Genomic DNA, 26,636 nt, shown 5'->3' on the forward strand with positions numbered 1-26,636 from the left:
ATGGACGCCACTGCTATCCAATTTAAAGGGGGTGGATTTACCCTGTCAGTATTATCTCTGGCTGGTTCAGATCTGACCTCACTGCAACATCAACTATCTACCCATATTCAACGTGCCCCCAAACTGTTTGCGCAGATGCCGGTGGTACTTGAACTTAATCGCTTGTGTGCATCCATTTCGGTTACCGCTGTTATTGATATGGCTCGAAGCGCTGGCTTAGCACCAATGGCACTTCAGGCCGATCAACATGCGCACCAACAACAAGCCGCGGACATAGGTTTACCACTATTCAAGCATGGACGTAGCCAAACCAACAAAATCGTACCTGCAAGAGTAATTGAGCGCCCTATTCGCTCGGGTCAACAAATTTACGCCGAAGGCGGCGATCTCATAGTTCTTGGTGCAGTAGGTGCAGGGGCTGAGGTGGTTGCGGACGGTAATATCCATATTTTCGGAGCAATGCGCGGCCGCGCCTTCGCCGGTGCTAATGGCATGACTGATGCTCGGATCTTCTGCCACAACCAGCAGGCAGAACTGCTATCAATCGCCGGCACCTACCAACTTACTGACCAAATTGCTGCTGAGTACTGGGCCAAACCAGTCATGCTGACCCTGCAGGATCAGCAACTCATTCATCAACCTTTGCAGTTCGGTAAAAACTAGAAGACAAAAATTATATGTCCAAAATCATTGTTGTTACTTCAGGAAAAGGCGGTGTAGGCAAAACCACTACGTCCGCATCTATCTCTATGGGCCTTGCCCAACGCGGCTATCGCACCGTGGTTATCGACTTCGATATCGGTTTGCGTAACTTAGACTTGATCCTTGGCTGCGAACGTCGAGTGGTCTACGACTTTGTTAACGTCATTCGTGGCGAAGCCAACATTAATCAAACCCTGATTAAAGATAAACGCTGCGACAAGTTATTCATTTTGCCCGCCTCCCAAACTCGTGACAAAGACGCCCTTACCCAAAGCGGTGTTGGTGCAGTGTTAGAGCAGTTAAAAGAGCAGTTCGACTTCATCATCTGTGACAGCCCAGCAGGGATCGAACACGGTGCGATGATGGCACTCTACTTTGCTGACGAAGCCATCGTTACGACTAACCCCGAAGTGTCGTCAGTACGAGACAGTGATCGTATTCTCGGCATGCTACAAAGCCGTTCTAAACGCGCTGAACAGAACCTTGAGCCGGTAAAAGAACACCTGCTGCTAACTCGGTACTCCCCAGAGCGCGTTGCCAACGATGAGATGTTGAGCCTCGATGACGTAGAAGATATCTTGGCTATTCCTGTACTGGGAGTAATTCCTGAGTGTGGTTCGGTGCTAAACTCATCAAACCAAGGCCAACCAGTGGTCATGAGCCCAGATAGCCCTGCGGGGCAAGCGTACAATGACGCTATCGAGCGGTTACTAGGTAATGAAAAGCCGATGCGCTTTCTAGATATCGAGAAAAAGGGTTGGTTCCAAAAATTGTTTGGAGGGAAATAAACAATGGCACTGTTAGATTACTTTAAGCGGACTAAGCCAAAAGCGAGCGCACAAACAGCCAAGGAACGGTTGCAGGTTATCGTCGCACATGAACGCAGCCAGCGTGACGGCCCAGATTACTTACCGGCGTTGAAACAGGACATCCTACAAGTGATAAGCAAGTACGTGGATATCGATCCAGAAGACCTGCACTTCAACATCGAGCACACCGACAACAACTTGTCAGTGCTGGAGCTGAACGCCAACTTACCTAAGTAACTGCTCGTTATCACAAGCATTATTAAAATAAAAAGGCTGTGTACCAACTAAGTGTTGTTCTTTCCAATGCTGTTAAAGCACCGGCTAGGCTAGTTTTGGTACAAGGGGAAAGCACTACCGCCGTTGATCTTCTGCCGCATTGGAGCAGTCCAGCGAAGCGTTTTGGACGGCGACCTAAGGAAGGGGGATTCCAAAGGGGGCGGAGCTCCCCTACCCCCCCTGAAGAGTGCTGCAATCGGTAGAGCCGAAGGCTTGATATAAACTTCAACACTTAACTACGACACAGCCAATAAAAAGGGAGCCTTATGGCTCCCTTTGTTGTTGCGGGTTATTACTTAAGGCTGTGTACCAACTTAATGTTGTTCTTTCCAATGCTGTTAAAGCGAAGGCTAGGTGAGTGTTGATATAACGGTAAAGCACAACCGCCATTGATCTTTTGCCACATTTGGAGCAGTCCCGCGAAGCGTTTTGGACTGCGACCTAACCCCTTAAGATTACTGCAATTGGTAGAGCCGAAGGCTTGTTATAAGCCTCAACACGTAACTGTGACAAAGCCTTACTTAACCCTATTATGCGGCATTCTCTTCTCGCAGTGCACGGCGCAATATTTTACCCACGTTCGTTTTCGGTAACTCATCTCTGAATTCGATATGGCGTGGCACCTTATAGGCGGTTAGATGCTCGCGGCAGTGAGCGACAAGCTCCTCTTTAGAAAGGGAATCATCATTCCTCACCACGACGATTTTCACTACCTCACCGGCACGCTCGTCGGGCACGCCAATTGCGGCTACCTCGACTACGCTATCGTGCATTACCACGACGTCTTCAATCTCATTAGGGAACACGTTAAATCCGGATACTAAGATCATATCTTTCTTGCGGTCAACAATGGTGAAGTAACCGTCGTCGCTCATTACTCCGATGTCACCGGTCGATAGCCAACCATCCTTGAGCACCTCAGCGGTTGCATCTGGACGTTGCCAATAACCAGCCATCACCTGTGGCCCCTTAATCTGGATCTCACCACGCTCACCCGGAGCAGTTGGATCGCCGAGTTCATCCACTAAGCGCATCTGTGTCGAAGGGATAGGCAAACCAATGGTGCCGTCGTAGCCTGATGCATTGTGTGGTGAGAACGACGCACCAGGCGAGGATTCGGTTAGGCCATAGCCTTCTAATAAACGGCTGCCAGTGACCGACTGCCACTTCTCTGCCACTGCACGCTGTACAGCCATACCACCACCAAGAGCCAAGCGCAGCTCTTTGAAATCAACCAGTTCAAATCCCGGTGTATTCAATAACCCATTAAACAGGGTGTTTACCCCAGTGATGGCGGTAAAGCGGTTACTTTGCAACGTTTTAACAAAGGCTGGCATATCACGAGGGTTGGTGATCAATAGGTTACAACCACCAATTTTCATAAACATCAGGCAGTTAGCCGTTAATGCAAAGATATGGTAGAGCGGTAAAGCGGTAATCACTACCTCATCTTCGCCAAGCATATCATCGCCCATATAAGCACAAACCTGCTCTAGGTTTGCTACTAGGTTACGGTGGATCAGAACTGCTCCCTTAGAAACACCAGTGGTACCACCGGTGTATTGTAAGAAGGCAATATCAGAGCCAGTCACCTCAGGCCGTGAATATGGCATGCTAGTGCCAGCAGCGAGCACTTGGCGAAATGGTACGCTCTGCGGTAACGAAAAGGTAGGAACCATCTTTTTAACGCGTTTAACCACAAAATTAACGATACTGCGCTTTGGCCACGCCAACATATCGCCAAGTTCGGTAAGAATGACATTCTTAACTGGGGTGTGCTCAATCACACCTGCCAGCGTATCGGCAAAGTTGGCAACAATAACAATGGTTGTGGCACCGGAGTCTTTCAGTTGGTGCTCAAGTTCGCGAGCAGTATAGAGTGGGTTAACGTTAACCACCACTAGCCCGGCACGGAGTACACCAAACAGTGCAACTGGATACTGCAATAAATTGGGCATCATTAGCGCAACCCGATCGCCCTTTTTCAACCCAAGCTTATGTTGAAGGTAGGCAGCAAACGCCTTAGATTGTTGATCTAGCTCTCGATAGCTAAGCACCTGACCCATATTTGAAAATGCGGGCTTGTCGCTGTAGTCCGAAATGCACTGCTCTAGCAGATCTACCAGCGAGTTGTATTTGTCCGGATCGATTTCATGGGGTACATCTTCGGGATAGCTCTTGAGCCAGGGAAAATCCATTTTGCCTCCTGTCTGGCGATCGGTGCCAGTGCATTATTCTTATCGTTATCAAACGAATGTTTGAACTTCTTGACTACTCGATTGTGTGATCGACACCAAAGAAATGCAACCTTTGTGAATCAACGTTAGCGTTAAATGGATAACGACAGGGCTTTAATCCATTGGTATAAAATTTGGCAAAAAAAAAGAGAAGCCGAGGCTTCTCTTGTTTTTGAGTCTTTATTCTATCTAAGTGATAGTTTCGATAAGGTGTCGGAAGATAATTCACCTCGCCAACCGATTAAGATCTCTGGCAAGTTACCCTCGCAACCACGCCATACATAACTGACGTATTGGCTAACCAACTTCTTAGAAGCCAAAAATTCAGGCTGAACCTGATGCTCCTTGGCCAAGTTCTGCATAACCACCCTAACTTCGGCTACCGCCTCACGATAATCCGGATCAAGTGCGGTCGGATCGATTGGCTCAGGCGGATTGTTTAGGTCAGCACGACTGATGGCACCAAGCATTGACTTGCCGTAGCGTTGCAGTGTGCGTGGGTCTAGGCCTTCCAAACGCTCAAGATAAGCCAATGAACGAGGTGCATGCTTAGCAAGGTTGAGCAACACCGCATCCTTAACCACAAAACCAAGTGCAAGATCTTTACGCTGCGCCACTTCCAAACGCCACGCTGCCAAAGACTTCAATACCGCCAGCTGGTTTGGTCGAAGTTGCCATCCGTTTTTGACCTTGAGGTAGGCTTTTTCTGGCTGTTCCGGGTCGAGTCGGCCACGACAGGCACGTTCACCTTCTTGCCAAACCCAATCCAATCGACCCATCTCTTCGATCGCAGCATGCATCTGCGGGAAGATTTGATACAGATAAAACACGTCTGCGGCAGCGTACTCAAGCTGGGTTTGTCGCAACGGACGCGCTAACCAATCGGTGCGGGACTCGCCTTTATCCAGCTCAATATCGGTGTAATGCTGAATCAATTTGCCATAACCCATCGCCGGACCAAGGTTAAGCAAAACTCCCGCTACCTGAGAATCAAACAACGGTTTAGGCACTACCCCACCGCGCTGAGCAAAGATCTCAAGATCCTCACTTCCACTGTGCAATACCTTGATTACCGATTCGTCACTAAGCAGCTCCCAGAATGGCGACATATCATCAATCGCTAACGGGTCGATAAGTGCCAGCGTGGTGCCGTTATAAAGTTGGATCAAACCTAGTTGAGCGTAGTAGGTACGAGTACGCACAAACTCGGTATCGATCGCGACATAGTCACCTAGACGGGTCTCATCACATACCTCAGCCAAACCGGCATCACTATCAATCCAATGCCACTGCATCATTTAGTTCCACCTTGGTGCCCGTCGCGAAGAACACGACGTAAAATCTTTCCTACATTTGATTTTGGCAGCTCATCCCGGAACTCAACTATCTTCGGGATCTTGTACCCCGTTAAATGATTGCGACAATGGCTGATTAGCTCTTTTTCGGTCAGGGTTTTGTCTTTGGCAACCACAAACACCTTAACCAACTCGCCAGACACTTGGTGCGGCACCCCCACCGCGGCAACTTCAAGCACCTTCGGGTTGAGCGCAATCGCGTCCTCAACCTCATTAGGGTATACGTTAAAGCCGGACACCAGAATCATGTCTTTCTTGCGGTCAACAATAAACAGGAAGCCGTCTTCGTCCATTCGAGCGATATCACCGGTACACAACCAACCATCAGTGAATGTTTTTTCGGTCTCTTCCGGCCTCTGCCAATAACCTAGCATCACCTGCGGCCCCTTGACCTGCAGTTCACCAGATTCACCTTGTTTAACCACGTCACCGTTATCATCAACCAAGCGTACATCGGTGCTAGGCAATGGCAGACCAATGGCGCCGTTATAATCAGTCTGGTTGTACCGACCTGCGGCAACCACAGGTGAACATTCAGTAAGGCCATAGCCCTCAATCAACGGTACGCCGGTGATCTGTTTCCACTCTTCAGCGACGGCTCGTTGTACCGCCATGCCACCGCCGATGGTAAGTTTAAGCTTAGAAAAGTCGACGTTTTTAAATTCAGGATGATGAACCATGGCGTTAAACAACGTGTTCACACCGGTGATAGCGGTAAACGGATGCTGTTTGAGTTCACCAATAAAGGCTTCGATGTCACGTGGGTTAGTGATCATCAGGTTCTGCGCGCCCTTCTTCATAAACAACAGTAAGTTTACGGTGTTGGCAAATACGTGATAGAGCGGTAAAGGTGTTACCACCAGCTCTTTGCCCGGCAGTAAGATTGGCCCAAAGAACGCATCAGATTGCTGCATATTGGCGATAACTGAGCGGTGAGTCAGCATCGCCCCTTTGGCGACCCCTGTAGTCCCACCTGTGTATTGAAGGAATGCAATATCATCGCCACTGGTATTAGGTTTGATGTATTGCATATGACGCCCACGGGCTAGCACCTTACGCATCGATACCGCATTAGGTAAGTGGTACTTAGGCACCATCTTCTTGACGTACTTTACGACGAAGTTAACCAAGGTACGTTTAGGGCCAGACAGCTGATCACCAATCTTGGTAAGAATAACGTGCTTAACTGGGGTTTCTGCCACTACTTGCTGCAAGCTAGAACCAAAATTAGTCACTGCAATAATGGCCACCGCACCGGAGTCACACAGCTGATGTTTCAATTCTGGCGGGGTATACAGCGGGTTAACGTTTACCGCTACCATGCCGGCACGCAAAATGCCCATCAATGCGATAGGGTATTGCAGCAAGTTGGGCATCATCAGCGCAACGCGGTCGCCTGGCTGTAGGTGCAGTTCGTCTTGCAGGTAAGCTGCAAAGGCACGGCTTTGCTCTTCGACGCGACGATAGGTCAATACCGCGCCCATGTTGATAAAAGCGACTTGATCGGCGTATTCGCGAAAACTCGTTTCAAACAACTCCAGCAAATTGCCGTATTGATCTGGATTAATCTCAGCAGGCACGCCTGCTGGGTAACTATCAAGCCAAAGCTTTTCCACTCTGTTCTCCTTAATATGGAACAGTACTGCACGGGTTGGTACTGCTAATCAGTGCAGAGCATTAACTCTACCCAAACGCTAACACATCACTGTTTAGCGTCTAAAAATTTGATAATTTGTTGTGCCGATTCGGCCACATCAGTCATATGGCAATGATGCCCACCGGGTACCATTGCCATATGGCTGTTGCTAAACCACTTAGCTCGAAGTGGCCACGCTTGCTGCAGCGCCTCAAACCCATCTTCACCAAGCAAAATAAGCGTTGGCGCCGTTATCGATTCAGTAACCTGTTGTGCCTGTTGGTCATTCATCATTATCAATGAACGCAGCCGTAAGCGCGGATCACTACGCCAGCGCCACTTACCATCCAGTTGTTGCAGATTCCTTACAATCAATGGACGCAGCAAGGCCTCTGGAAGATCCGTTAGCTTCTTGCGCGCTTGCACCAAGTCATCGACATCAAGGTCGGTGCTCGGGCTACGTGCACGCAACCGACTGTCGATGCCGCGGCGGATCTGAGCTGTGGTTTGATCTACGGGTTGGGTTAACGGCCCAAGCGCTTCAATAACAACCAAACTGTCACACTGTTCAGGATAAGTGCCCAAGTATAGACCCGCTAAGATCCCTCCCATCGAATGCCCCATTAAACACACCGGTTTTTTAGGCAGTTGCAGCAATACTTGATGCAATTCATAGAGGTATTCTAGAAAGGTATAACTGGCAGCTTGGCCACGATGACCGGAATAGCCATGGCCGGTCCAATCTAACGCCAAAAGCTGATAGCCGCCCGCAACCATGGCTGGCGCAATCGGTGCGAAACTTTCACTGTTATCTAGCCAACCGTGCACCGCGACAACCAATGGGGCGTTTTCGTCACCCCAGTATTGCCCCGCGAGCGTCAGTCCATCCAGTTCAAATACGCACTGACGCTGCGTGTCGCAGGGTGCCATAGCCGTCATTGAGATTCCCGATCAAGTTCACATTTTGACTGCTAATTGTATCCGCTTGCCTCAATAACGACCACTGTTAAACGACTCAAATTTCAGGCTTAAAGAATTTTAGAGTCATCCGATCAGATTCACCTATTGCAAGATATTTTGCTTGGTCGGTTTGTTTCATACGCAGGGACGGCGGCAACGTCCAAACGCCCTTTGGATAATCTTTAGTATCTTTAGGGTTAGCGTTGATCTCGCTCTTCAAAGCCAACCTAAAACCACTGTTTTCAGCCAAAGCGATAATCTCGGCTTCATCCATGTAACCACTTTTAGGATCAATACCTGGATAGCCACGATGTTCAACTACGCCAAAGACACCACCGGGGCTCAACACGCTAAACGCCGCTTCGAACACTGCCGGCAAATGGCCTCGCGTCGCCCAGTTGTGCAGGTTACGAAACGTTAACACCAGATCGGCACTGTTATCGACCCCTAGGCTCAGCTTGGCCGGTGGCTGAAACGCAATAACTTCGGTTTTGCCATAAATCTCGGGATTGGCTGCTAGCTTCTGCTGATAGCGCAAACCATTTTTAACATAGTAGGAGTCTGGCTTGCCGCTGGTATCGAAACTGGCAGCGATAAACTTACCATTTGCTCTAAGATAAGGCGCTAAGATCTCACTGTACCAACCACCGCCGGGCCACAACTCGATTACCGTCATATCTGGATGCAGGCCAAACAACTCGAGAGTTGCCACCGGATGACGGAACTCATTACGGTTGATGTTATTGTCGCTGCGGTGTTCCGCAACCGCCAACTCACTCAAGCTGCTAGCAGTAACAGGGGCTGTAAATAGAGGAAGGGCTAATACCGCTGTTGCGGCAACGCTGAGCAAGTGTTGTTTCAATAAAGCCATTAGGTTCTCTCCTTGAATAGACCGAATGACATTAACAAACCATTAACCAACAAAAAAGAAAACCGACCACAATGGTCGGCTTTAAGCTGGCAACATCTACACAAAAAGGTCGACGCCGACCATCAGTTGAAGCTGTTCTCGCAACGGCGCATTGGCAATATCGCGATAACTGGCAATTGCCGCATTGTTTTGATTGTCGTGATGGAGCAAAGCTCGTTGCTGCTGCCAGCTATCCCAGTCTGCACCATCGGTTGGCACAATCAACGTTTCAGCAACCTTGGTTGCGGTTGCTGATAAGCTAAGATTGTTGTCCGTTTTAGGCGTCGCTTTTGGGGTAAACGGACTTATGCCAACCGGATTAATCATCTGATCTCCCTATCTCGATAGCCCTGCGGTTATTCCCTGCCCGGCAACTTTTTCCATGTTACTTCGTTACGCAGGTAAACCGGTTCAACATCGTCGATACTGATTGCGGCATCGGTGCGCCAACCATGTTGTGCCAATGGCATCATCATCGCCGCGCTCGGCAAGCGACAGCTGGTATCTGCTTCAATATGTTGATTGGCGATAAGCTGCGGGTAAGTCTCAAAGCCGGTACCCACCGCAGTGGTTGCTTGTCCAATGGCATCCAGTTGCGGTTGCAACGTATCTGGTTTAATCACCACTTCTTGACCTTGCAGCACTGCTAAGCCTTCTTCAGCACGGTAGTGACCGAAGTACACCTCCCCCATGCGCGCATCAATTGCGGCAACCACTTCAGTCGCGCCAGCATTAATAGCACCCTGCGCCATTGCAGCCAAGTTAGACAGTGGTAACACCGGCAACTCAGCGCCAAGGGCTAATCCTTGCACCATCGCGGTACCAATGCGGATCCCAGTGAAACTGCCCGGGCCACAACCAAAGGCGATAACAGCCGCATCATCAAGGCTGATCTGCGCTTGGCTAAGCAAGCTCTCTACCATTGGTAAAATACGTTGGCTGTGTTCGCGTGGCGCTTCAGCACAATCTTCAAATACCTGACCGTTATGGTACAGGGCGGCGGAACAATTCTCGGTAGCGGTATCGAGGATCAAAATGGTGTCAGACATTAAAGCTCTCTTAAACAGGCAACGGCATTAGCCAAATCACGAGTGCGGCGCATCGGCGGCAGGCTAGTTAAAAACAGCTTACCGTAAGGGCGGTTAACCAAGCGTGGATCGCAGATAACCATTACCCCTTTATCTTGCTCGCCTCGGATCAAACGACCCACTCCTTGCTTTAGTGCAATCACTGCTTGTGGCAACAACACCTCGTTAAAAGGATCACCACCGCGGCGCATCGCTTCATCAGAACGGGCCTTGATTAACGGATCGTCTGGGGAAGCAAATGGGAGTTTGTCGATCATAACACAGCACAACGCTCGGCCTCTAACATCAACACCTTCCCAAAAGCTATTGGTGCCAAGTAGCACTGCATTACCTAACTGTTGGAACTTAGTAAGCATCGTTCGTTTCGAACCCTGCCCTTGCACCAATAACGGTTGATCGACTCGGCGCGCCAGAATTGCACCAACCTCATGCATCATCCGATAGCTGGTAAACAGCAAAAAAGTTCGACCATCGGCCGCTTCAATCAGCTCAGTTGCAACATTGGCAAGTTGTTGGCCAACCTCAACCCGATGCGGTTCGTAAAGATCCCGAGGCACACATAACAACGCTTGCTTAGGATAATCAAATGGGCTGTCTAACGTGACGCTGAGGGGCTTATCGATACCCATCTGTCGTTGAAAATGATGGAACTTGCCAGCAACAGTAAGGGTGGCACTGGTAAACACCCAGTTGCCTTGCAGCCGTTGGTAAAACTGACGACACTGCTCAGCGACCGAGAGTGGGCAACTGCGCAGAACAAAATGGTTGTGGCGGGTTTCAACTGTCAGTGCTTCATTTTGGGGCTCAATAAAGTGCTGCAAGCGACTTTGCAAGATAGGGATCCGCTCAAACACCGTATCGAGCACATCGTCTCTGCCCAATTGGGTCTGCAATACGGTTTGGCAAAACTTAATGGCAGATTGCAGTTGCTCGATGGCCAACGATACATCGTCATATTGCATCAACTTACGCCAATCGCTGCCACGATTGTTTAAGCAGTCAAACAGATCAGCGCTCGCCGCTTGTAACCTATGTCCAGCGCTCTGCAATTGGCGACAGTCAGTCAGCTTAGTTCGGTAGGCTTTGTCCATTTCACGGCTGACATCAGCCAACACTCGCGAACTCACTGAATCAGCAAAATGGTTTAGCGCGATGTCTGGCAACTGGTGTGCTTCATCAAATACAAACAGCTCGAAATTTGGCAGAATCTCGCCAAAACCTCCCTCTTTCAACGCCATATCAGCGAAGAACAAGTGATGATTTATAACCACCAAGCTCGCCTCTTGCGCTCGTTCGCGCGCTTTGCGTAGATAGCACCGGTCGTATTCACTGCAACGTTTGCCTAAACAGGAATCATGGGTTGAGCCCGCTAACCGGAACGCCAATGCCCCTTCAGGAACTGATGTTACCTCAGCAAAATCGCCGCTTTCACTGCCACTCGACCACGCTCTGAGTCGCATCAAGTGATCGACAACAATTGGATCCGACGGCAGGTCAACCATGTTGCGCTGCAAGTGGTAATGGCACAAATAGTTACTACGTCCCTTTAACATCACCACCATAGGCGCTTGTGGAAGTAGTGATAAAATAGCGGGAACGTCTTTGAAAAAGAGCTGATCTTGGAGGTTTTTACTACCGGTGCTAATAACGGCTTTCTTGCCACTGAGCAGTGCTGGCAGAAGATACGCGAAGGTTTTACCAATGCCGGTTCCCGCCTCAGCCATCAGCGTTTGCTTGGTATCGATGCTCGAACATATCGCCCGCGCCAATTGCTGCTGCACCTGGCGCGGTCTAAATCCAATAATTCCCTTGGCTAACAATCCATTAGCCGATAGAGCCAGCTCTACCGCTTTTTCTAACTTGCTCATCGAACACCCTAAATTGCGTGAACGGTATTATGTCATAAGCGATATCAAAAAAGGTTGAATATGACGGTTGCAAACTGCAATTGGCTGTATTAGCGTAATAAGCAAGTTAACGAGGTTGGTAATCAACCCGCTGTATTTTTAAAAGGTTTTTAGACGCCATGACTAACTACGCTACCGCTCACCACCATCACCATATTAAGCGGTAGCCTAAGGCGTTTCGCTGGTGGCTGCTTATTTCGGCATCCGTCAGTGGTAGTAGTCCTAACTCGACAAAATCCTCTGGCAGATGCCAGAGGATTTTTCGTTTTAAAGGGACAAAAAAAATGCAAAACAATCGACTACGTATCGCAATGCAAAAATCTGGTCGCTTATCTAAAGAGACCGAAGCACTTCTAAAGCGCTGTGGACTGAAGCTTAACTTCCGTGACAATCGCCTAATTAGCCCGGTAGAAAACCTGCCAATCGACATTCTTCGGGTCCGCGACGACGATATTCCCGGCTTAGTAATGGACGGCGTGGTTGATCTCGGTTTCATCGGTGAGAACGTTTTAGAGGAGGAACGCCTAGAGCGCGAAGCGATGGAGCAGCCAACTGAGTTTACTACTCTGCGACGTATGGACTTTGGCGGTTGCCGCCTCTCTTTGGCCGTGCCAGAAGAGTTCGATTACAACGGCCCACAAGACCTACAACAAAGCCGTATTGCCACCTCTTACCCTAATCTCCTGCGGCGCTACCTAAGTGAACGCGGCGTCGAATTCTCTAGCTGCATGCTTAAAGGCTCGGTTGAAGTAGCTCCCCGTGCAGGGCTGGCCGATTCCATTTGTGATCTGGTAAGTACCGGTGCCACCTTAGAGGCCAACGGCCTCAAAGAGGTCGAAGTTATCTTCAAATCTAAAGCGACCTTGATTCAGGGGCCTCGACCACTGAGTGACGAACAACAAGCCTTAGTTAACAAACTATTGGTCCGTACCAACGGCGTTATCCAAGCCAAAGAAAGCAAGTACATCATGCTGCACGCCCCGAAAGCACAGCTGCAGCAGATTATTGATCTCCTGCCCGGCGCTGAAAATCCAACCATTCTTCCGCTTGCCGAAGACGATGCTCGCGTCGCTCTGCACGCTGTCAGCAGCGAGACCCTATTCTGGGACACCATGGAAGAGTTAAAACTATTGGGTGCCAGCTCTATTCTGGTACTGCCAATCGAAAAAATGTTGGGGTAATAGCGATGCAACAACTGGTTTGGGCACAACTTAATCAACGGCAACAGCAACAAGCATTGGCCCGTGCTGAGTGTGTAAGCGACGCTAGCTTGGTTGATGCCGTAGCGGATATCGTCGCACAGGTAAAAAACAACGGTGACAATGCATTGGCGGCACTCAGCGCCAAGTTCGACGGCGGCTTGCCATCACAATGGCTATTCAACGCCGATCAATTTGCTGCCATTGGTGAGCAAACGGAACTAACGTTAAAACAAGCCATCGACGTTGCACTTGATAACATCGATTGTTTCCACCGTGCCCAACAACAGCAGCCTCTAAGCTTGGATGTTCAAGCTGGGATCCGCTGCGAGCTGCGAACCGAAGCGATCGAAAGAGTCGGCTTGTACGTTCCCGGCGGCACTGCACCACTGATAAGCACTGTACTCATGCTCGCTAAACCGGCGCAGATAGCCGGTTGCCAACAAACAGTATTAGTTACCCCACCGCCATTACACCCAGCCATGGCCTATGCCGCCGCCAAGTGTAATGTCGATATGATTGCCACCATTGGTGGCGCCCAAGCGGTAGCCGCCCTCGCCTTTGGTACCGACAGTATCCCCAAAGTAGATAAAATCTATGGCCCGGGGAGCCGCTTTGTAACCGAAGCCAAGCAACAGGTAAGCCAGCAAGGTGTCGCTATCGACATGCCTGCGGGTCCATCGGAAGTGCTAGTGCTCGCCGATGGTAGCGCCAACGCCCGTTTCATCGCTGCCGATCTATTATCACAGGCGGAACACGGCGAAGACAGCCAAGCGTTGCTGGTTACCGATAGCGCCGAGCTAGCCGCAGCAGTCGCCGCCGAGGTTGCTGTGCAACTGCCCGCGCTTAGTCGAGTGGAAACCGCCACCGCAGCGTTGGCGCAGAGCCGCATAATCATCACCGAAACCATGGAGCAAGCGGTGGCGGTAAGTAATGCTTACGGCCCAGAGCACTTGATCATTCAAAGCGAGTACCCTCGCAAGCTGTTGCCAAGTGTACGTGCTGCGGGCTCAGTGTTCGTTGGCCCTTGGAGCCCGGAGTCTGTTGGCGATTACGCCAGTGGCACTAACCACGTGTTACCAACCTACGGCGCATCTCGCACAGTTTCGAGCCTATCACTAGCCGATTTTCAGCGCCGCTTTACAGTGCAAGAACTCACTCACTCTGGCCTGAGCTCTCTTGCCGATACTGTAATGACATTGGCCAACGCCGAGGGGTTAGATGCCCACGCTAATGCAGTTGCGGTGCGAATGGAGACGATACAATGAGTTTAGCCCATCGGCTTGCCCGGCCCGAGATTGTCGCGTTGACGCCCTACGCCTCAGCACGGCGAGAGCACAGCGGTGGCGATCTGTTTTTGAATGCCAACGAATCGCCATGGAATAACTCCGAAATAGCGAACTGCAACCGCTACCCAGATTGCCAACCAAGTGAGCTGCGCCGCAATTACGCCAACTACGCAGGTGTTGTCCCCGAGCAGGTGTTGATCACCCGCGGTGCTGACGAGGGAATCGATCTGTTATTTCGAACCTTCTGTACCCCAGCACAAGACGCTGTAGGTTGTTTAACCCCAAGCTACGGCATGTACGCCATCAGCGCCGCCACCAATGCGGTAGCCTGTGCCGAAATTCCTTGGGCCAACGGCTACCAGCTACCAGACGACTTTGCTGAGCAAAACCAAGGCCACAAACTGGTGTTTGTGTGTAACCCCAACAATCCAACCGGCACCACAATCTCGCCACTGTCGATTGAACAACTAGCACAACAACTGCCAGATTCATTGTTGGTGGTTGACGAGGCATACATTGAATTTAGCCCAAGTCGTACCGCGGTTGGCTTGATTGAGCGCAACCCTAACATTGTGGTGTTGCGCACCCTCTCCAAGGCTTTCGCCTTGGCCGGCGCTCGTTGTGGTTTCGTCATTGCCGATAGCGACATTATTGCCATGCTTGAAAAGGTAATCGCCCCCTACCCGGTACCAGAGCCGGTCGCCCAATTGGCTAGCGCTGCCACCAGTCCAGCAGGGGTTGCCACAATGCAACAGCAAGTGGCCGAGCTTAACCTGCAACGTCAACGCTTTTGTGATGCCATTGCTGCATTCACAGGGGTAGGCAGGGTGATCAATAGCGAAGCCAACTTCGTGCTATTTGAATGTGAAAATAGTGAAGAAATTCAGTCAATACTTGCCAAAGATGGGATCTTGATCCGTCGCTACCGCAACCACAATTTGCTAGGTTGGTTACGGGCCAGTATTGGCACAGCACAACAGATGGAATCGCTGTTAACTGCACTAACCAAACAGCTGCTAATGAACAAGGAGAGCGTGTAATGCGCCAGCCCATTTTATTTATCGACCGCGATGGTACCTTGGTCGAAGAGCCACCAATCGACAAGCAACTCGACCGCCTCGACAAACTAAAGTTTGAGCCGATGGTGATCCCAGCGTTACAGCAACTGCAAAATGCCGGCTACCGCTTGGTGATGGTATCTAATCAAGACGGGTTGGGCACCGATAGCTTCCCGCAAGCGGACTTCGATGCCCCCCATGACGCCATGATGACGATTTTCTCCAGCCAAGGCATCAACTTCGATGAGGTATTAATCTGCCCTCACTTTGATGAAGACAACTGCAGCTGCCGAAAACCCAAACTGGGCTTAGTCCAGCGATACCTTAGCGAAGGTTTGATCGATTTCGAACGATCCGCTGTGATTGGCGACCGCGACACTGACATCAGCTTAGCGCAATCGATGGGTATACGCGGTATCAAATACGAGCCGAGCAACAACGATTGGCTTGAAATTGTTAACCAACTGACTAGCCAAAATCGCCAAGCAACAGTGCGTCGTACCACCAAAGAAACCGACATCAGTATCACCGTTAACTTAGACCAAACGGCACCAATAAAAATTGCCACTGGCGTTGGATTTTTCGACCACATGTTGGAACAAATCTGTACCCACGGCGGCTTCTCCCTCGCAGTTACTGTAGATGGCGATTACCACATCGACGATCACCACAGTGTTGAAGACACCGCGCTAGCGCTTGGTCAGGCATTGCGCCAAGCCCTTGGTGACAAACGTGGCATTGGCCGTTTTGGTTTTGCCCTACCAATGGATGAATCACAAGCACAGTGTTTGCTTGATCTCTCCGGTCGCGCCTTCCTGCGCTTCGAAGCGGAATTTAACCGCGATGCTGTCGGTGGTTTATCAACTGAGATGGTGCCGCACTTCTTCCGCTCACTGGCTGACGGCTTAGCCTGCACCCTGCACTTATCGGTTAATGGTGACAATGAACATCACAAGGTCGAGGCGCTGTTTAAAGTGCTAGGGCGAGCGTTACGTCAAGCCATTCGAAAACAAGGTGACGAACTGCCTTCCTCCAAAGGAGTGCTGTAATGACGGTCATCATCGATACCGGTTGCGCGAACTTTGCCTCGGTACAATTTGCCTTGAAGCGCCTGGGCTGTAACGCGCAAATCAGCGCTGACCCGGCCACCATCCTCAGTGCCGATCGGTTGATCCTGCCCGGTGTTGGTTCCGCCCAAGCGGCGATGCAAAAATTTACCGAGCGCGGCATCAGCGAGCTTTTACCCCAGATAGAGCAACCGTTATTGGGGATCTGCTTAGGGATGCAACTGCTAGGCGAATTCTCGCAAGAGGGCAACACCGCCTTACCGGGCTTATTACCAGTGCAAACGGAGCGGTTGCACGCCAATGGTCAGCCACTACCGCACATGGGTTGGAATCGTATCGGCAATTTCGACCACCCACTGTTTAGTGGCATCAATCACGGCGACTACGTTTACTTTGTTCACAGTTACGCAGTGCCGGTGGGTGAGTTGACCATCGCGCAAAGCAACTATGGCCAGCCTTTTAGTGCAGCCATTGGCCGCGACAATTTGCTAGGAGTGCAGTTTCACCCTGAACGCAGCAGTGCCGTCGGCGCTCGTATTTTAAAGAACTTTCTGGAGATTTCGTTGTGATCATTCCTGCTATCGATCTGATTAACGGCCAAGTGGTACGCCTGCAAAAAGGCGATTTCGACAAGGTCACCAATTTTGCATTCGATCCTATCGAACAGCTTTTAAGCTACCAAAATGCAGGCAGCGAACATCTTCACTTGGTTGATTTGGATGGTGCCCGTAACCCCGTCGATCGTCAACTAGACGCCATTGCCAACATCGCGGCGGCACTGGACGCACCAATTCAGGTTGGGGGTGGTATTCGCACCCAAAAAGAGGTTGAGACTCTACTGGAACTTGGCGTCAACCGTGTGGTTATCGGCTCCTTGGCGGTAAAAGAGCCGCAATTAGTGGCTTCTTGGCTGGAGCAGTATGGCGCCGAGCACATTACCATTGCCTTAGATGTATTACTCGATGCTGACGGTAACCCAGAGGTACTCACCAATGGCTGGCAACAAGGCTCGGGTAAGCGCATGAGCGACGCTGTTGAGCCACTGTTGGCCGCTGGCATGAAACACGTTCTTTGTACCGACGTCGATCGCGACGGCATGATGTTTGGCCCTAACTTCGATCTTTATTACCGCTTACGCAAACAGTTCCCAATGCTCCAATGGCAAGCCTCTGGCGGCATTCACGCCCTTGATGATTTAGCCAAGCTAAAGCAGCTCAAGGTTGGGGGAGTAATCATCGGTAAAGCGTTGCTGTCTGGCAAGTTTACTTGTGAGGAGGCGTTGGCATGTTGGCAAAACGCATAATCCCTTGCCTCGACGTTCGTGGCGGTAAAGTCGTTAAGGGGGTCCAGTTCAAAAACCACGAGATCGTGGGTGACATTGTGCCGCTGGCAGCACGCTATGCCGAAGAAGGTGCTGACGAACTGGTGTTTTATGACATCACCGCCAGTGTTGATGCCCGTACCGTCGATAAAAGCTGGGTAAGCCGAGTTGCCGAGCAGCTTGATATTCCATTCTGTGTTGCCGGTGGCATCAAAACTGTTGACGATGCTGCTCAGATTTTAGCCGACGGTGCTGACAAAATCTCCATCAACAGCCCTGCTTTGGCCGATCCTAACCTGATTAACCGCTTGAATGACCGCTTTGGCCGTCAATGCGTGGTAGTTGGAATTGACTCGTGGTTTGACGCCGACAGCGGTCACTATCGGGTTAAGCAATACACTGGCTGTGAAAGCTCAATCCAGGAAGCAGGTTGGCACACCGAAGATTGGGTAGAAGAGGTGCAACACCGCGGAGCCGGTGAGATTGTGCTCAACGTGATGAACCAAGATGGTGTCCGCGGTGGCTACGATATCAGTCAATTAGCAATGATCCGCAAACGCTGCAGCGTGCCATTAATCGCCTCCGGTGGTGCTGGTACTATGGAACACTTTGCCGAAGTGTTTAAGCAAGCAGAGGTTGACGGCGCCCTCGCTGCTTCGGTGTTCCACAAACAGATCATCGCCATTCCAAAACTAAAACAATATTTGCAACAACAACAGGTGGAAATACGATTATGACAACCCTACCGAACATCGATTGGGAAAAAGTCGACAACATGGTTCCGGCAATCGTGCAGCACCACCTTACCGGCCAAGTGTTAATGCAAGGCTACATGAACCCTGCTGCGCTGCAGCGGACCATCGATTGCCAAATGGTTACTTTTTTCAGCCGCAGTAAACAACGTTTATGGACCAAAGGTGAAGAGTCTGGCAATCACCTAAAACTGGTTACCCTAGGATCCGACTGCGATCACGACAGCATTCTTATCCAAGCGTTACCGGTAGGCCCAACCTGCCACTTAGGGACAACCAGCTGTTTTGCCGATGTTGCTAACCAACCATTACTGGGCAAGCTAGCGGCAGTGGTTGCCTCCCGCCGCGACGGCGATCCCGACAGTAGCTACACCGCCCAACTGCTGCAGGGCAATCCTCGCCGAGTAGCACAAAAAGTCGGTGAAGAAGGAGTAGAGGTTGCCCTTGCTGCCGCCACCAACGACAAGCAAAACCTTAAGGATGAAGCCGCAGATCTGCTGTACCACCTGACGGTACTGTTAGAGCAGCAGCAAGTAAGCTTTGCAGAGGTTGCGCAAGTATTATTAAAGCGCGCTAAATAGCCGCTTTACCTCGTAGACAGCGCTTACAGCGAAAAGCCAGCTACTATGTAGTTGGCTTTCTTGATCGCGCCCTATAATTCAATAATCGCACTACCACCTCAACTGGAATCGAGAAAGGGATCATAGATTTAACGGGTGAATACGGATAAATACGTCAATATCAATAAGGTTAAGTAAAGGCAGTGTCACAATTAATTGCTGAGGTTTCCCTTAAGCCTTCGGCTGCACCGATTTCGGTGCTTGTAGGGGACAATGTCGCGGTGGTGACGGCACATTCTTGTATGCATTAGGGGGGAGCTTCGCCCCCTTTGGAATCCCCCCTTTGCCTTAGGTCGCAGTCCAAAACGCTTCGCTGAACTGCTCCAATGCGGCAGAAGATCAACGACGGCAGTGCTTTCCCCTTGTATCAACACTCGCCTAGCCGCTTCTTTAACAACGTTGGAAATAACAACACTTAGTTGGTACACAGCCTAAGTAAAGCCATATATAGCAACCACTACTAGTAATAACCTAGTTAACGGTAACCCAACTGTATGGCTTTACGCGATTTTTGTTGAGACGTACCACACGGCTATGCTGAGTAAACAACAATAATACTGTTATGGCTAAACCAACCTGATGAAAATAAATTACACAGCTTAACTAACAGTTATATCGAAGCTTATTTTGTGATGTCTTAAATCTGTGCCAATTTTGCGACAACAGAATTCAGTTTCCACGCGCGTTCTGTAACCGTTTTGCCACACTTGCCTCGCTTTCACAATCCTGAGGAGGATGAGATGCGTCGAATTCAACAATACGTAGTGGCAATGTGCTTGAGTGTATTAGCAATTGGCAGCCACGCCTGGGCTAACGATCTTGCTGACATGTGGGTTATCACGCCTAAAGAGGGAAAACGGACAGAGTTTGAAAAGGCATTTAAACAACACGTCGCCTTTCGAGAGAAACAAAATGATCCTCGCTCTTGGCAAGTATTCACCCCTGCAGTAGGTGCTGATCTTGATCACTATATCGTTCGAGCTTGTTGCTTTAGTTGGGCCGACATGGACAGCTACCGCGATTGGGCCGGAAACGCTAAAACCGGCGAGCATTGGCAGACTAACGTCAACCAGCTGGTTGGTAAGGTATCGCACTACCTATCTGAGCTTGATGCGGAAAATTCACACTGGCCAGAAGATGCACCAGACTATCGTTACTTTGAAGTAGTGTCGCTCTACCCCAAGCAGGGCCATGGCAGTGAGATTGGTAAAGATATGAAGGCCATTAGTGATGCAGCCAAGGCGATGGAGTGGGATGAGCACTGGGCTTGGCGTTGGACCATTGGTGGCCCGACAGAGCTAACGTTGGTGTTCCCGTACACTAATTGGGCGGACATGAAACAACCGGAGCCAAGTTTCGCAGAACGCTTAGCCAAGCAGATGGACTCGGAGGATGAGGCAAAGGCTCTAATGCAGCGCTGGTCGAAGCATTTTAAGCATAGTGAATCGACCATCTACCGACACAATGCCGAGATGTCGATGAAGCCGACTAAGTAGGTTGGACAACTAAAAAAAACGCCGCCCAAGTTGGGCGGCGTTTTCATTTATTCACCGTGAAGCTGTGCTGACTCTTCAATCCGGGCTTTTAACTTTTGCCCTGGTCGGAAAGTCACAACCCGGCGAGCGGAAATTGGAATATCTTCGCCCGTTTTTGGATTCCGTCCGGGTCTTTCTGTCTTTTCCCTAAGATCGAAGTTCCCAAAACCCGACAGTTTTACCTGCTCACCTGACTCCAAGGCTAAGCGGATCTCCTCAAAATAGGCCTCCACCAAGTCTTTAGCGTCACGTTTGTGCAGTTTTAACTCCTCAATAAGGAGTTCTGCCATATCGGCTTTGGTCAGTGCCATATTCAGTCCCTCAACTGTGCGTTGAATTCTGATTGCAGTGATGCGACAACATTATCGACGATATCAGCAATCTCTTTCTCTTCAAGAGTGCGGTCAACCGATTGCAGTGTCAGCGCGATAGCCAAACTCTTCTGACCATCCGCAACACCTTTACCAGTATATACGTCGAACAAGTTTACGCCAACTAACTGATTTCCGCCAACTTTTCTTATCAATTTCTCTACATCTCCTGCACCGATGTTGTCATCAACGACAACAGCGATATCACGGCGATTCGCAGGAAACTTAGAAACAGCAACGGCTTTAGGCAGACGACGCTCGGTGATGGCAGCTAACGACACCTCAAACACAACCGTTCGACCATTCAGGCCAAGCTTCTTCTCGTGTTGTGGGTGGATAGCGCCAATCAAGCCGATTACTTCATCGCCCATCATGATTTCAGCGGTTTGACCTGGGTGCAGAGCTGGATGGTTAGCCTTACGGAACGAGAACTTGTGGCTATCGTTGGTTAGGCCCATAACCGCTTCTAGATCACCTTTAAGATCAAAAAAGTCTACGCTATTGGCTGTCATGTCCCAGTGCTCTTCACCGGTAGTACCAGCGATAACAGCCGCTAAGCGAGGCTCTTGACGCATGCCATTTTCAGCAGCTTCATCAGGGATAAAACGCAAGCCAGATTCGAAGAAGCGAACGCGCCCCTGCTGACGAGCTTGGTTGTGTGCTACGGCGCCCAGTAATCCAGTCCAAAGTGATACGCGCATGGCGGACATTTCAGAGCTGATTGGATTTGGGAGAATCAACGCGTCTTGACCCGGATGCAGCCGTTCTTGCAGCTTAGGATCAACGAAGCTATAAGTGATGGCTTCTTGGAAACCACGATCAACCATTAGGCTGCGTACCCGTGCTACTGGCAGCGAGGCCTCGCGGTGATCGGTCATTTGCAACTGCGCCACAGGTGCCAAATTAGGGATGTTGTTGTAGCCGTAGATACGCGCTACCTCTTCAATCAAGTCTTGCTCGATCTCCATGTCGAAACGCCAGCTTGGGGCAATCGCTTGCCAGCCGCCATTAACTGCGCTGATGTTGCAGCCCAGACGAGTCAGGATCTGCTCTACGTCTTCATCGCTAATCACGTGGCCAAGCAGGTTATCAAGCTTTTCGCGACGCAGGGTGATGGTCGCTTGCTTTGGCAGGTGCGCAGCAGATGCTGTTTCGACAACCGGACCAACTTCGCCACCACATATTTCAACCAACAGTGCGGTTGCACGCTCCATCGCTTTGGTTTGCAAAAGCGAGTCTACGCCACGCTCAAAACGGTGCGATGCATCGGTGTGCAAACCGTAAGAGCGTGCTTTGCCGATGATAGACAACGGGTTGAAGAAGGCACACTCCAGCAGTACTTCGGTAGTTTCAGTAGTAACACCTGAGTGTTCACCACCGAAGATCCCTGCCAATGCCAAAGGGCCGTTATCATCAGCGATCAACAGCGTGTCGGTGCGTGGAGTGATCTCGTTGCCGTCCAGTAGTGTCAGCTTTTCTTCACCATTAGCCAGACGAACTTGAATATCACCCGCCAGCTTGCTGCGATCGAACGCGTGCAGTGGTTGACCCAGCTCTAACATCACGTATGCGGTGATATCTACCACTGGGTCGATTGAGCGAATGCCACTACGACGCAGACGCTCTTGCATCCACAACGGAGTTGCTGCTTTAACATTGACGTTGTTAATCACACGGGCTAAGTAACGAGGGCAATGCTCCGGTGCGGTAACATTGATGCCATGAGCAGCGTCAATAGTGGTAGCAACGGTTTCGATTACTGCTTCGTTAACGGCGATGCGGTTAAGTACACCTACTTCACGAGCCAAGCCATTTAAGCCTAAGCAATCGGCGCGGTTCGGAGTTAGGTCAACCTCGATGATGTTGTCATCAAGATCTAGGAATTCTCGGATATCAGTACCCAGTACTGCATCTTCTGGTAGCTCCATGATGCCATCGGACTCGACGTCGATGCCCAGCTCGGTGAACGAACACAGCATGCCGTGAGAAGGCTGACCACGAAGTTTTGCTTTCTTAATCTTGAAGCCGCCCGGTAGTACCGCACCAACGGTAGCCACAGCCACTTTAAGACCAAGACGACAGTTGGCCGCACCACAAACGATATCGAGCAGTTCTTCGGCGCCGATATCAACTTTGGTTACTTGCAGCTTGTCGGCGTCTGGATGTTGGCCACATTCAACTACCTGACCGATTTTCACACCGGTAAATTCTGCCGCTACTGGTTCTACGCCATCAACTTCAAGACCTGCCATGGAGATCTGCTCAGACAGCTCTTCAGTAGACAGAGATGGATTGGCCCACTGACGTAGCCAAGATTCACTGAATTTCATTATCTATGCCCTTCTTACTGGAACTGCTTCAAGAAACGCAGATCGTTCTCGAAGAACGCCCGCAGATCGTTGACGCCGTAGCGCAACATGGTTAGACGCTCTACGCCCATACCGAAAGCAAAACCGGAGTACTTGTCGGAATCGATACCAACGGATTCCAATACTTTCGGGTGAACCATGCCGCAACCCAGAACTTCCAACCACTTGTCGCCTTTACGACGTACATCTACTTCGGCAGATGGTTCAGTGAATGGGAAGTAAGACGGACGGAAGCGAACCTCTAAGTCTTCTTCAAAGAAGTTACGCAAGAAGTCGTACAACACACCTTTAAGCTCGCTGAACGACACTTTCTCTGCGATCAACAGGCCTTCAACCTGATGGAACATTGGCGTGTGAGTTTGGTCGTAGTCATTACGGTACACACGGCCAGGGCAGATAATGCGAATTGGCGGCTGCTTCTTTTCCATAGTACGGATCTGCACGCCACTGGTATGGGTACGCAGCATCAGATCTGGATTAAAGAAGAAGGTATCGTGATCAGTACGAGCTGGGTGGTGGGCTGGAATGTTCAGCGCATCAAAGTTATGGAAACCATCTTCGATCTCTGGACCTGCCGCAACCTCAAAGCCAAGATCAGCAAAAAACGCTTCAATACGTTCTATGGTACGGCTTACTGGGTGGATGCCACCAGTCGCTAACTTGCGACCAGGAAGCGTTACATCAACTGACTCTGCTGCCAATTTGGCATTCAGAGCTTCAGTTTGCATCGCTTCAATACGCGCATTTAGCGCTTGTTGAACCTGTTGCTTGCCAGCGTTAATTTTCTGGCCTGCTGCTGGACGTTCTTCGGCGGACAGTTGCCCCAAAGATTTCATCAAGGCGGTGATCTCGCCTTTCTTACCCAGGTAGTTAACCCGAAGCTCATCCAATGCCTTCAGGTCGTTGGTCGCTTCAATGGCTTCCAGTGCCTGAGCAACGATATCTGCTAATTGCTGCATGTGTATTCTCGGTACCGATCGGCTGAAAAATTCGTCACTTACGTGATAAAGGGGTGAAATTCTACTTTATCAAAGCGTTGAGCAAAAGCCCGTTATCGTACTAACTCACGATAAGGTGCCACAAAAGTGTAGTTGTAGTTGTTTTGTTCACCAACTGAGCACATTGGGAAAAAGTTATTACTCTCCGACGAGAAAATTTACCCAACTACTCACAGTTAACCGCAAATGGTCGATAGAAGCTTTAGATTACATCTAAGGTGCCGACACACTGACTACCTCTCAAATTTTGAGTACATCACACTATGACAGCCACCCCCTTTGGCCATTTTGATTCGCTATTGATCAAAACTTCGATTAACCAGAAGCTCTGGGTAATCTCCATTGGCCCCATACTCGCTTTGCTGTTCTTTACTGCAACGCTACTCAATGAACAAACGGAGATTATTGAGCACCATACTCAGCAGCAACTTACCGCCACCGTTAACCAACTAAGTGAGACATTAACGCCTTTAATTGACTCACTCTCCCCAGCACAAATAATGCAGCTCAATAACAGCATCAAATCCGGTGGCATTAGTAAAAATGATAATGGCAGCGGTCATGGCGAGATTACGGTTAAGGGCAACCAATACCATGCCACTGCAGCACTTGGGTCCCATCACTACGTGTATGCGTACGCCGCACGAATTGCCCCTTATCAAGTAGTTAAGCAACATACCGAACTGATGCTGTTGCTGGCTGTGACGGTGTTGTTCAGTGCTTGGTTTGGTTACTTAGTAGTAAGCTATTTCCGCAACTCGGTAGAACGACTGACACAGGTCATGGCGCTGGGTTCAGCTAATGATTTAACTGTACGCATTAACTTCCCCCCTGGCCGCGATGAGTTCAGCCCATTGGCGAATCACATCGATGAGTTGATTGCGACCCGACAGCGGGTTGTAACCAATCTGTTAGCGGTCTCTGGCGAGTTACAGCGTGCCGCGACAACCTTGCAGGGGGATGCTGGCAACAGCAACGAGCTGTCCGTTAAGCAGCGCCAGCATATTGACAATTTAGCCACCGCAATGGAACAGATGAATGCCACCGTTGCTGAGGTGGCCAGCCATGCAGAGCAAACCTCGCAAGAAACCCAACAAGCCACCGTTGACGCTACCCGCGGCCAGCAGCAGATTAGCGACACCATTGGCAGTATCGAAAAGTTAGTGGCAGACGTTCACAACGCCTCCGATGCGGTTGTTCAAGTTAATACCAACGCCGCCGGTATTGATGATGTTGTAACCACAATTAATGCCATCTCAGAGCAAACTAATCTACTGGCACTGAACGCCGCCATTGAAGCAGCACGGGCTGGCGAGCAAGGTCGTGGCTTTGCGGTGGTCGCTGATGAGGTCCGTTCGTTGGCTGGTCGCACTCAGCAAGCGACAGTTGAGATCCAGCAGATGATCGAAGAGCTGCAACAGGGAATGAACTCGCTGGAGCAGATCATGCGCAACACCGTTAATCTAGCGGAGAGCGGCCGAAAAATGGTCAGCCAGGCAGGAAACGATCTAACCCAGATCACCAACCACTCGCAGACAGTATTTTCTATGAGTGCTCAGATCGCCACTGCCGCTGAAGAGCAAAGCGCAGTTGCTCAAGAGATTGTTGGCAACCTGTTACTGATCCGTAATGAATCGCACGAACTTGAAGTTGCCTCAACGAGCTCAAAACAAGCATCTGAACAAGTTGGTGCGACGGCTAATTCACTCAGCGACAGCCTAAGCAAGCTGCGAGTTTAATAGCGTAGACTTGACGACTTTACTAATCATCTTACTAAACCGCCCTTGAGGCGGTTTTTGGGATCTGGGCCTTAGAGTAAAGCCCTAACCTAATCCAAGTTAATCTAGCAGCTGATCTGCTTGATACCGCAGCGCTTCTTAGGGCTGTGTACCAATTAAGCGTTGTTCTTTCCAATGCTGTTAAAGCAGCGGCTAGGCAAGTTTTGATACAACGGGTAAAGCACTACCGCTATTGATCTTCTGCCGCATTGGCGCAGTTCAGCGAAGCGTTTTTGACGGCGACCTAAGGCAAAGGGGGATTCCAAAGAGGGCGAAGCTCCCCCCCTAATGCATACAAAAATGTGCCGTCGCCACCGCGACATAGTCCCCTAAAAGCACCGAAATCGGTGAAGCCTAAGGCTTAAGATAAACTTCAACAGCTAACTACGACACAGCCCT

General features: G+C 50.2%; 24 protein-coding genes. 13 read left to right on the forward strand and 11 right to left on the reverse strand.

Annotated elements, in window-relative coordinates; all coding sequences use genetic code 11:
* The 3 genes from minC to minE are packed head-to-tail and all read left to right on the forward strand — an operon-like array spanning position 1 to position 1,748.
* Positions 1-663 (forward strand): septum site-determining protein MinC, encoded by a 663-nt coding sequence (gene minC, locus HER31_RS07555; RefSeq protein WP_168660000.1) that lies wholly within the window; start codon positions 1-3, stop codon positions 661-663.
* Between the two features lie 14 nt (positions 664-677).
* The gene (minD, locus tag HER31_RS07560) at positions 678-1,490 is read left to right on the forward strand and encodes a septum site-determining protein MinD (RefSeq protein WP_168660001.1); all 813 of its coding nucleotides are present in this window, start codon (positions 678-680) and stop codon (positions 1,488-1,490) included.
* Positions 1,491-1,493: 3 nt separating this feature from the next.
* Complete coding sequence (gene minE, locus HER31_RS07565; protein ID WP_168660002.1) at positions 1,494-1,748, forward strand: cell division topological specificity factor MinE; 255 nt, start codon at positions 1,494-1,496, stop codon at positions 1,746-1,748.
* A 569-nt stretch (positions 1,749-2,317) separates the two neighbouring features.
* Here the strand turns inward: minE and fadD (HER31_RS07570) are convergent.
* The 8 genes from fadD (HER31_RS07570) to HER31_RS07605 all read right to left on the reverse strand — a co-directional run bounded on the left by fadD (HER31_RS07570) (position 2,318) and on the right by HER31_RS07605 (position 11,841).
* Positions 2,318-3,985, reverse strand: coding sequence for a long-chain-fatty-acid--CoA ligase FadD (fadD, locus tag HER31_RS07570; protein ID WP_168660003.1), 1,668 nt, complete (start codon positions 3,983-3,985; stop codon positions 2,318-2,320).
* Between the two features lie 224 nt (positions 3,986-4,209).
* Positions 4,210-5,322 (reverse strand): ribonuclease D, encoded by a 1,113-nt coding sequence (rnd, locus tag HER31_RS07575; RefSeq protein WP_168660004.1) that lies wholly within the window; start codon positions 5,320-5,322, stop codon positions 4,210-4,212.
* The gene (gene fadD / locus HER31_RS07580) at positions 5,319-6,995 is read right to left on the reverse strand and encodes a long-chain-fatty-acid--CoA ligase FadD (protein ID WP_168660005.1); all 1,677 of its coding nucleotides are present in this window, start codon (positions 6,993-6,995) and stop codon (positions 5,319-5,321) included. The genes rnd and fadD (HER31_RS07580) overlap by 4 nt, the downstream gene beginning before the upstream one ends.
* Positions 6,996-7,081: 86 nt before the next feature.
* A complete protein-coding gene (locus HER31_RS07585) occupies positions 7,082-7,954 on the reverse strand; it encodes an alpha/beta fold hydrolase (protein WP_168660006.1) in 873 nt (290 codons plus the stop codon).
* Between the two features lie 76 nt (positions 7,955-8,030).
* Entirely contained in the window at positions 8,031-8,846 is an 816-nt protein-coding gene (locus HER31_RS07590) for a class I SAM-dependent methyltransferase (protein ID WP_238786907.1), read from the reverse strand.
* Positions 8,847-8,942: 96 nt separating this feature from the next.
* Positions 8,943-9,212, reverse strand: coding sequence for a hypothetical protein (locus HER31_RS07595; protein WP_168660007.1), 270 nt, complete (start codon positions 9,210-9,212; stop codon positions 8,943-8,945).
* 29 nt (positions 9,213-9,241) lie between these two features.
* Positions 9,242-9,934: a tRNA (adenosine(37)-N6)-threonylcarbamoyltransferase complex dimerization subunit type 1 TsaB gene (gene tsaB / locus HER31_RS07600; protein ID WP_168660008.1), complete on the reverse strand. Its 693-nt coding sequence runs from the start codon at positions 9,932-9,934 to the stop codon at positions 9,242-9,244.
* On the reverse strand, positions 9,934-11,841 hold the full coding sequence (locus tag HER31_RS07605; protein WP_168660009.1) for a DNA repair helicase YoaA: 1,908 nt from the start codon (positions 11,839-11,841) through the stop codon (positions 9,934-9,936). Before HER31_RS07605 ends, tsaB begins: the two co-directional genes overlap by 1 nt.
* A gap of 323 nt (positions 11,842-12,164) precedes the next feature.
* Here HER31_RS07605 and hisG point away from each other — a divergent pair, with 323 nt between their 5' ends.
* The 9 genes from hisG (at position 12,165) to HER31_RS07650 (ending at position 20,682) form a co-directional block, all read left to right on the forward strand.
* Positions 12,165-13,061, forward strand: a complete 897-nt coding sequence (gene hisG / locus HER31_RS07610; protein ID WP_168660010.1) for an ATP phosphoribosyltransferase — start codon at positions 12,165-12,167, stop codon at positions 13,059-13,061.
* A 5-nt stretch (positions 13,062-13,066) separates the two neighbouring features.
* Complete coding sequence (hisD, locus tag HER31_RS07615; RefSeq protein WP_168660011.1) at positions 13,067-14,347, forward strand: histidinol dehydrogenase; 1,281 nt, start codon at positions 13,067-13,069, stop codon at positions 14,345-14,347.
* A complete protein-coding gene (gene hisC / locus HER31_RS07620) occupies positions 14,344-15,408 on the forward strand; it encodes a histidinol-phosphate transaminase (protein WP_168660012.1) in 1,065 nt (354 codons plus the stop codon). Before hisD ends, hisC begins: the two co-directional genes overlap by 4 nt.
* Positions 15,408-16,475 carry a bifunctional histidinol-phosphatase/imidazoleglycerol-phosphate dehydratase HisB gene (gene hisB, locus HER31_RS07625; protein ID WP_168660013.1) on the forward strand — a complete coding sequence of 356 codons (1,068 nt, stop codon included), beginning with the start codon at positions 15,408-15,410 and terminating at the stop codon, positions 16,473-16,475. The genes hisC and hisB overlap by 1 nt, the downstream gene beginning before the upstream one ends.
* On the forward strand, positions 16,475-17,062 hold the full coding sequence (gene hisH, locus HER31_RS07630; RefSeq protein ID WP_168660014.1) for an imidazole glycerol phosphate synthase subunit HisH: 588 nt from the start codon (positions 16,475-16,477) through the stop codon (positions 17,060-17,062). The genes hisB and hisH overlap by 1 nt, the downstream gene beginning before the upstream one ends.
* Positions 17,059-17,796, forward strand: a complete 738-nt coding sequence (gene hisA, locus HER31_RS07635) for a 1-(5-phosphoribosyl)-5-[(5-phosphoribosylamino)methylideneamino]imidazole-4-carboxamide isomerase (protein WP_168660015.1) — start codon at positions 17,059-17,061, stop codon at positions 17,794-17,796. The genes hisH and hisA overlap by 4 nt, the downstream gene beginning before the upstream one ends.
* Positions 17,778-18,551, forward strand: coding sequence for an imidazole glycerol phosphate synthase subunit HisF (gene hisF, locus HER31_RS07640; RefSeq protein ID WP_168660016.1), 774 nt, complete (start codon positions 17,778-17,780; stop codon positions 18,549-18,551). Before hisA ends, hisF begins: the two co-directional genes overlap by 19 nt.
* The gene (gene hisIE, locus HER31_RS07645) at positions 18,548-19,147 is read left to right on the forward strand and encodes a bifunctional phosphoribosyl-AMP cyclohydrolase/phosphoribosyl-ATP diphosphatase HisIE (RefSeq protein ID WP_168660017.1); all 600 of its coding nucleotides are present in this window, start codon (positions 18,548-18,550) and stop codon (positions 19,145-19,147) included. Before hisF ends, hisIE begins: the two co-directional genes overlap by 4 nt.
* Positions 19,148-19,926: 779 nt before the next feature.
* The gene (locus tag HER31_RS07650) at positions 19,927-20,682 is read left to right on the forward strand and encodes a hypothetical protein (protein WP_168660018.1); all 756 of its coding nucleotides are present in this window, start codon (positions 19,927-19,929) and stop codon (positions 20,680-20,682) included.
* A 47-nt stretch (positions 20,683-20,729) separates the two neighbouring features.
* On the opposite strand, the gene HER31_RS07655 is transcribed toward HER31_RS07650, so the two are convergent.
* The 3 genes from HER31_RS07655 to pheS are packed head-to-tail and all read right to left on the reverse strand — an operon-like array spanning position 20,730 to position 24,420.
* The gene (locus HER31_RS07655; RefSeq protein WP_168660019.1) at positions 20,730-21,032 is read right to left on the reverse strand and encodes an integration host factor subunit alpha; all 303 of its coding nucleotides are present in this window, start codon (positions 21,030-21,032) and stop codon (positions 20,730-20,732) included.
* Between the two features lie 2 nt (positions 21,033-21,034).
* Positions 21,035-23,422, reverse strand: a complete 2,388-nt coding sequence (gene pheT / locus HER31_RS07660) for a phenylalanine--tRNA ligase subunit beta (RefSeq protein WP_168660020.1) — start codon at positions 23,420-23,422, stop codon at positions 21,035-21,037.
* 14 nt (positions 23,423-23,436) lie between these two features.
* Entirely contained in the window at positions 23,437-24,420 is a 984-nt protein-coding gene (gene pheS, locus HER31_RS07665) for a phenylalanine--tRNA ligase subunit alpha (RefSeq protein WP_168660021.1), read from the reverse strand.
* Between the two features lie 302 nt (positions 24,421-24,722).
* Between pheS and HER31_RS07670 the strand changes: the two genes are divergently transcribed.
* Positions 24,723-26,198, forward strand: coding sequence for a methyl-accepting chemotaxis protein (locus tag HER31_RS07670; RefSeq protein WP_168660022.1), 1,476 nt, complete (start codon positions 24,723-24,725; stop codon positions 26,196-26,198).
* Positions 26,199-26,636 lie beyond the last annotated feature (438 nt).

Source organism: Ferrimonas lipolytica (genome assembly GCF_012295575.1).
GTDB lineage: Bacteria > Pseudomonadota > Gammaproteobacteria > Enterobacterales > Shewanellaceae > Ferrimonas > Ferrimonas lipolytica.

Coding starts and splice junctions, on each gene's coding strand:
- minC (WP_168660000.1), top strand. CDS start 1: ATGGACGCCACTGCTATCCAATTTAAAGGGGGTGGATTTACCCTGTCA.
- minD (WP_168660001.1), top strand. CDS start 678: ATGTCCAAAATCATTGTTGTTACTTCAGGAAAAGGCGGTGTAGGCAAA.
- minE (WP_168660002.1), top strand. CDS start 1,494: ATGGCACTGTTAGATTACTTTAAGCGGACTAAGCCAAAAGCGAGCGCA.
- fadD (WP_168660003.1), bottom strand. CDS start 3,985: ATGGATTTTCCCTGGCTCAAGAGCTATCCCGAAGATGTACCCCATGAA.
- rnd (WP_168660004.1), bottom strand. CDS start 5,322: ATGATGCAGTGGCATTGGATTGATAGTGATGCCGGTTTGGCTGAGGTA.
- HER31_RS07585 (WP_168660006.1), bottom strand. CDS start 7,954: ATGACGGCTATGGCACCCTGCGACACGCAGCGTCAGTGCGTATTTGAA.
- HER31_RS07590 (WP_238786907.1), bottom strand. CDS start 8,846: ATGGCTTTATTGAAACAACACTTGCTCAGCGTTGCCGCAACAGCGGTA.
- HER31_RS07595 (WP_168660007.1), bottom strand. CDS start 9,212: ATGATTAATCCGGTTGGCATAAGTCCGTTTACCCCAAAAGCGACGCCT.
- tsaB (WP_168660008.1), bottom strand. CDS start 9,934: ATGTCTGACACCATTTTGATCCTCGATACCGCTACCGAGAATTGTTCC.
- HER31_RS07605 (WP_168660009.1), bottom strand. CDS start 11,841: ATGAGCAAGTTAGAAAAAGCGGTAGAGCTGGCTCTATCGGCTAATGGA.
- hisG (WP_168660010.1), top strand. CDS start 12,165: ATGCAAAACAATCGACTACGTATCGCAATGCAAAAATCTGGTCGCTTA.
- hisD (WP_168660011.1), top strand. CDS start 13,067: ATGCAACAACTGGTTTGGGCACAACTTAATCAACGGCAACAGCAACAA.
- hisC (WP_168660012.1), top strand. CDS start 14,344: ATGAGTTTAGCCCATCGGCTTGCCCGGCCCGAGATTGTCGCGTTGACG.
- hisB (WP_168660013.1), top strand. CDS start 15,408: ATGCGCCAGCCCATTTTATTTATCGACCGCGATGGTACCTTGGTCGAA.
- hisH (WP_168660014.1), top strand. CDS start 16,475: ATGACGGTCATCATCGATACCGGTTGCGCGAACTTTGCCTCGGTACAA.
- hisF (WP_168660016.1), top strand. CDS start 17,778: ATGTTGGCAAAACGCATAATCCCTTGCCTCGACGTTCGTGGCGGTAAA.
- hisIE (WP_168660017.1), top strand. CDS start 18,548: ATGACAACCCTACCGAACATCGATTGGGAAAAAGTCGACAACATGGTT.
- HER31_RS07650 (WP_168660018.1), top strand. CDS start 19,927: ATGCGTCGAATTCAACAATACGTAGTGGCAATGTGCTTGAGTGTATTA.
- HER31_RS07655 (WP_168660019.1), bottom strand. CDS start 21,032: ATGGCACTGACCAAAGCCGATATGGCAGAACTCCTTATTGAGGAGTTA.
- pheT (WP_168660020.1), bottom strand. CDS start 23,422: ATGAAATTCAGTGAATCTTGGCTACGTCAGTGGGCCAATCCATCTCTG.
- pheS (WP_168660021.1), bottom strand. CDS start 24,420: ATGCAGCAATTAGCAGATATCGTTGCTCAGGCACTGGAAGCCATTGAA.
- HER31_RS07670 (WP_168660022.1), top strand. CDS start 24,723: ATGACAGCCACCCCCTTTGGCCATTTTGATTCGCTATTGATCAAAACT.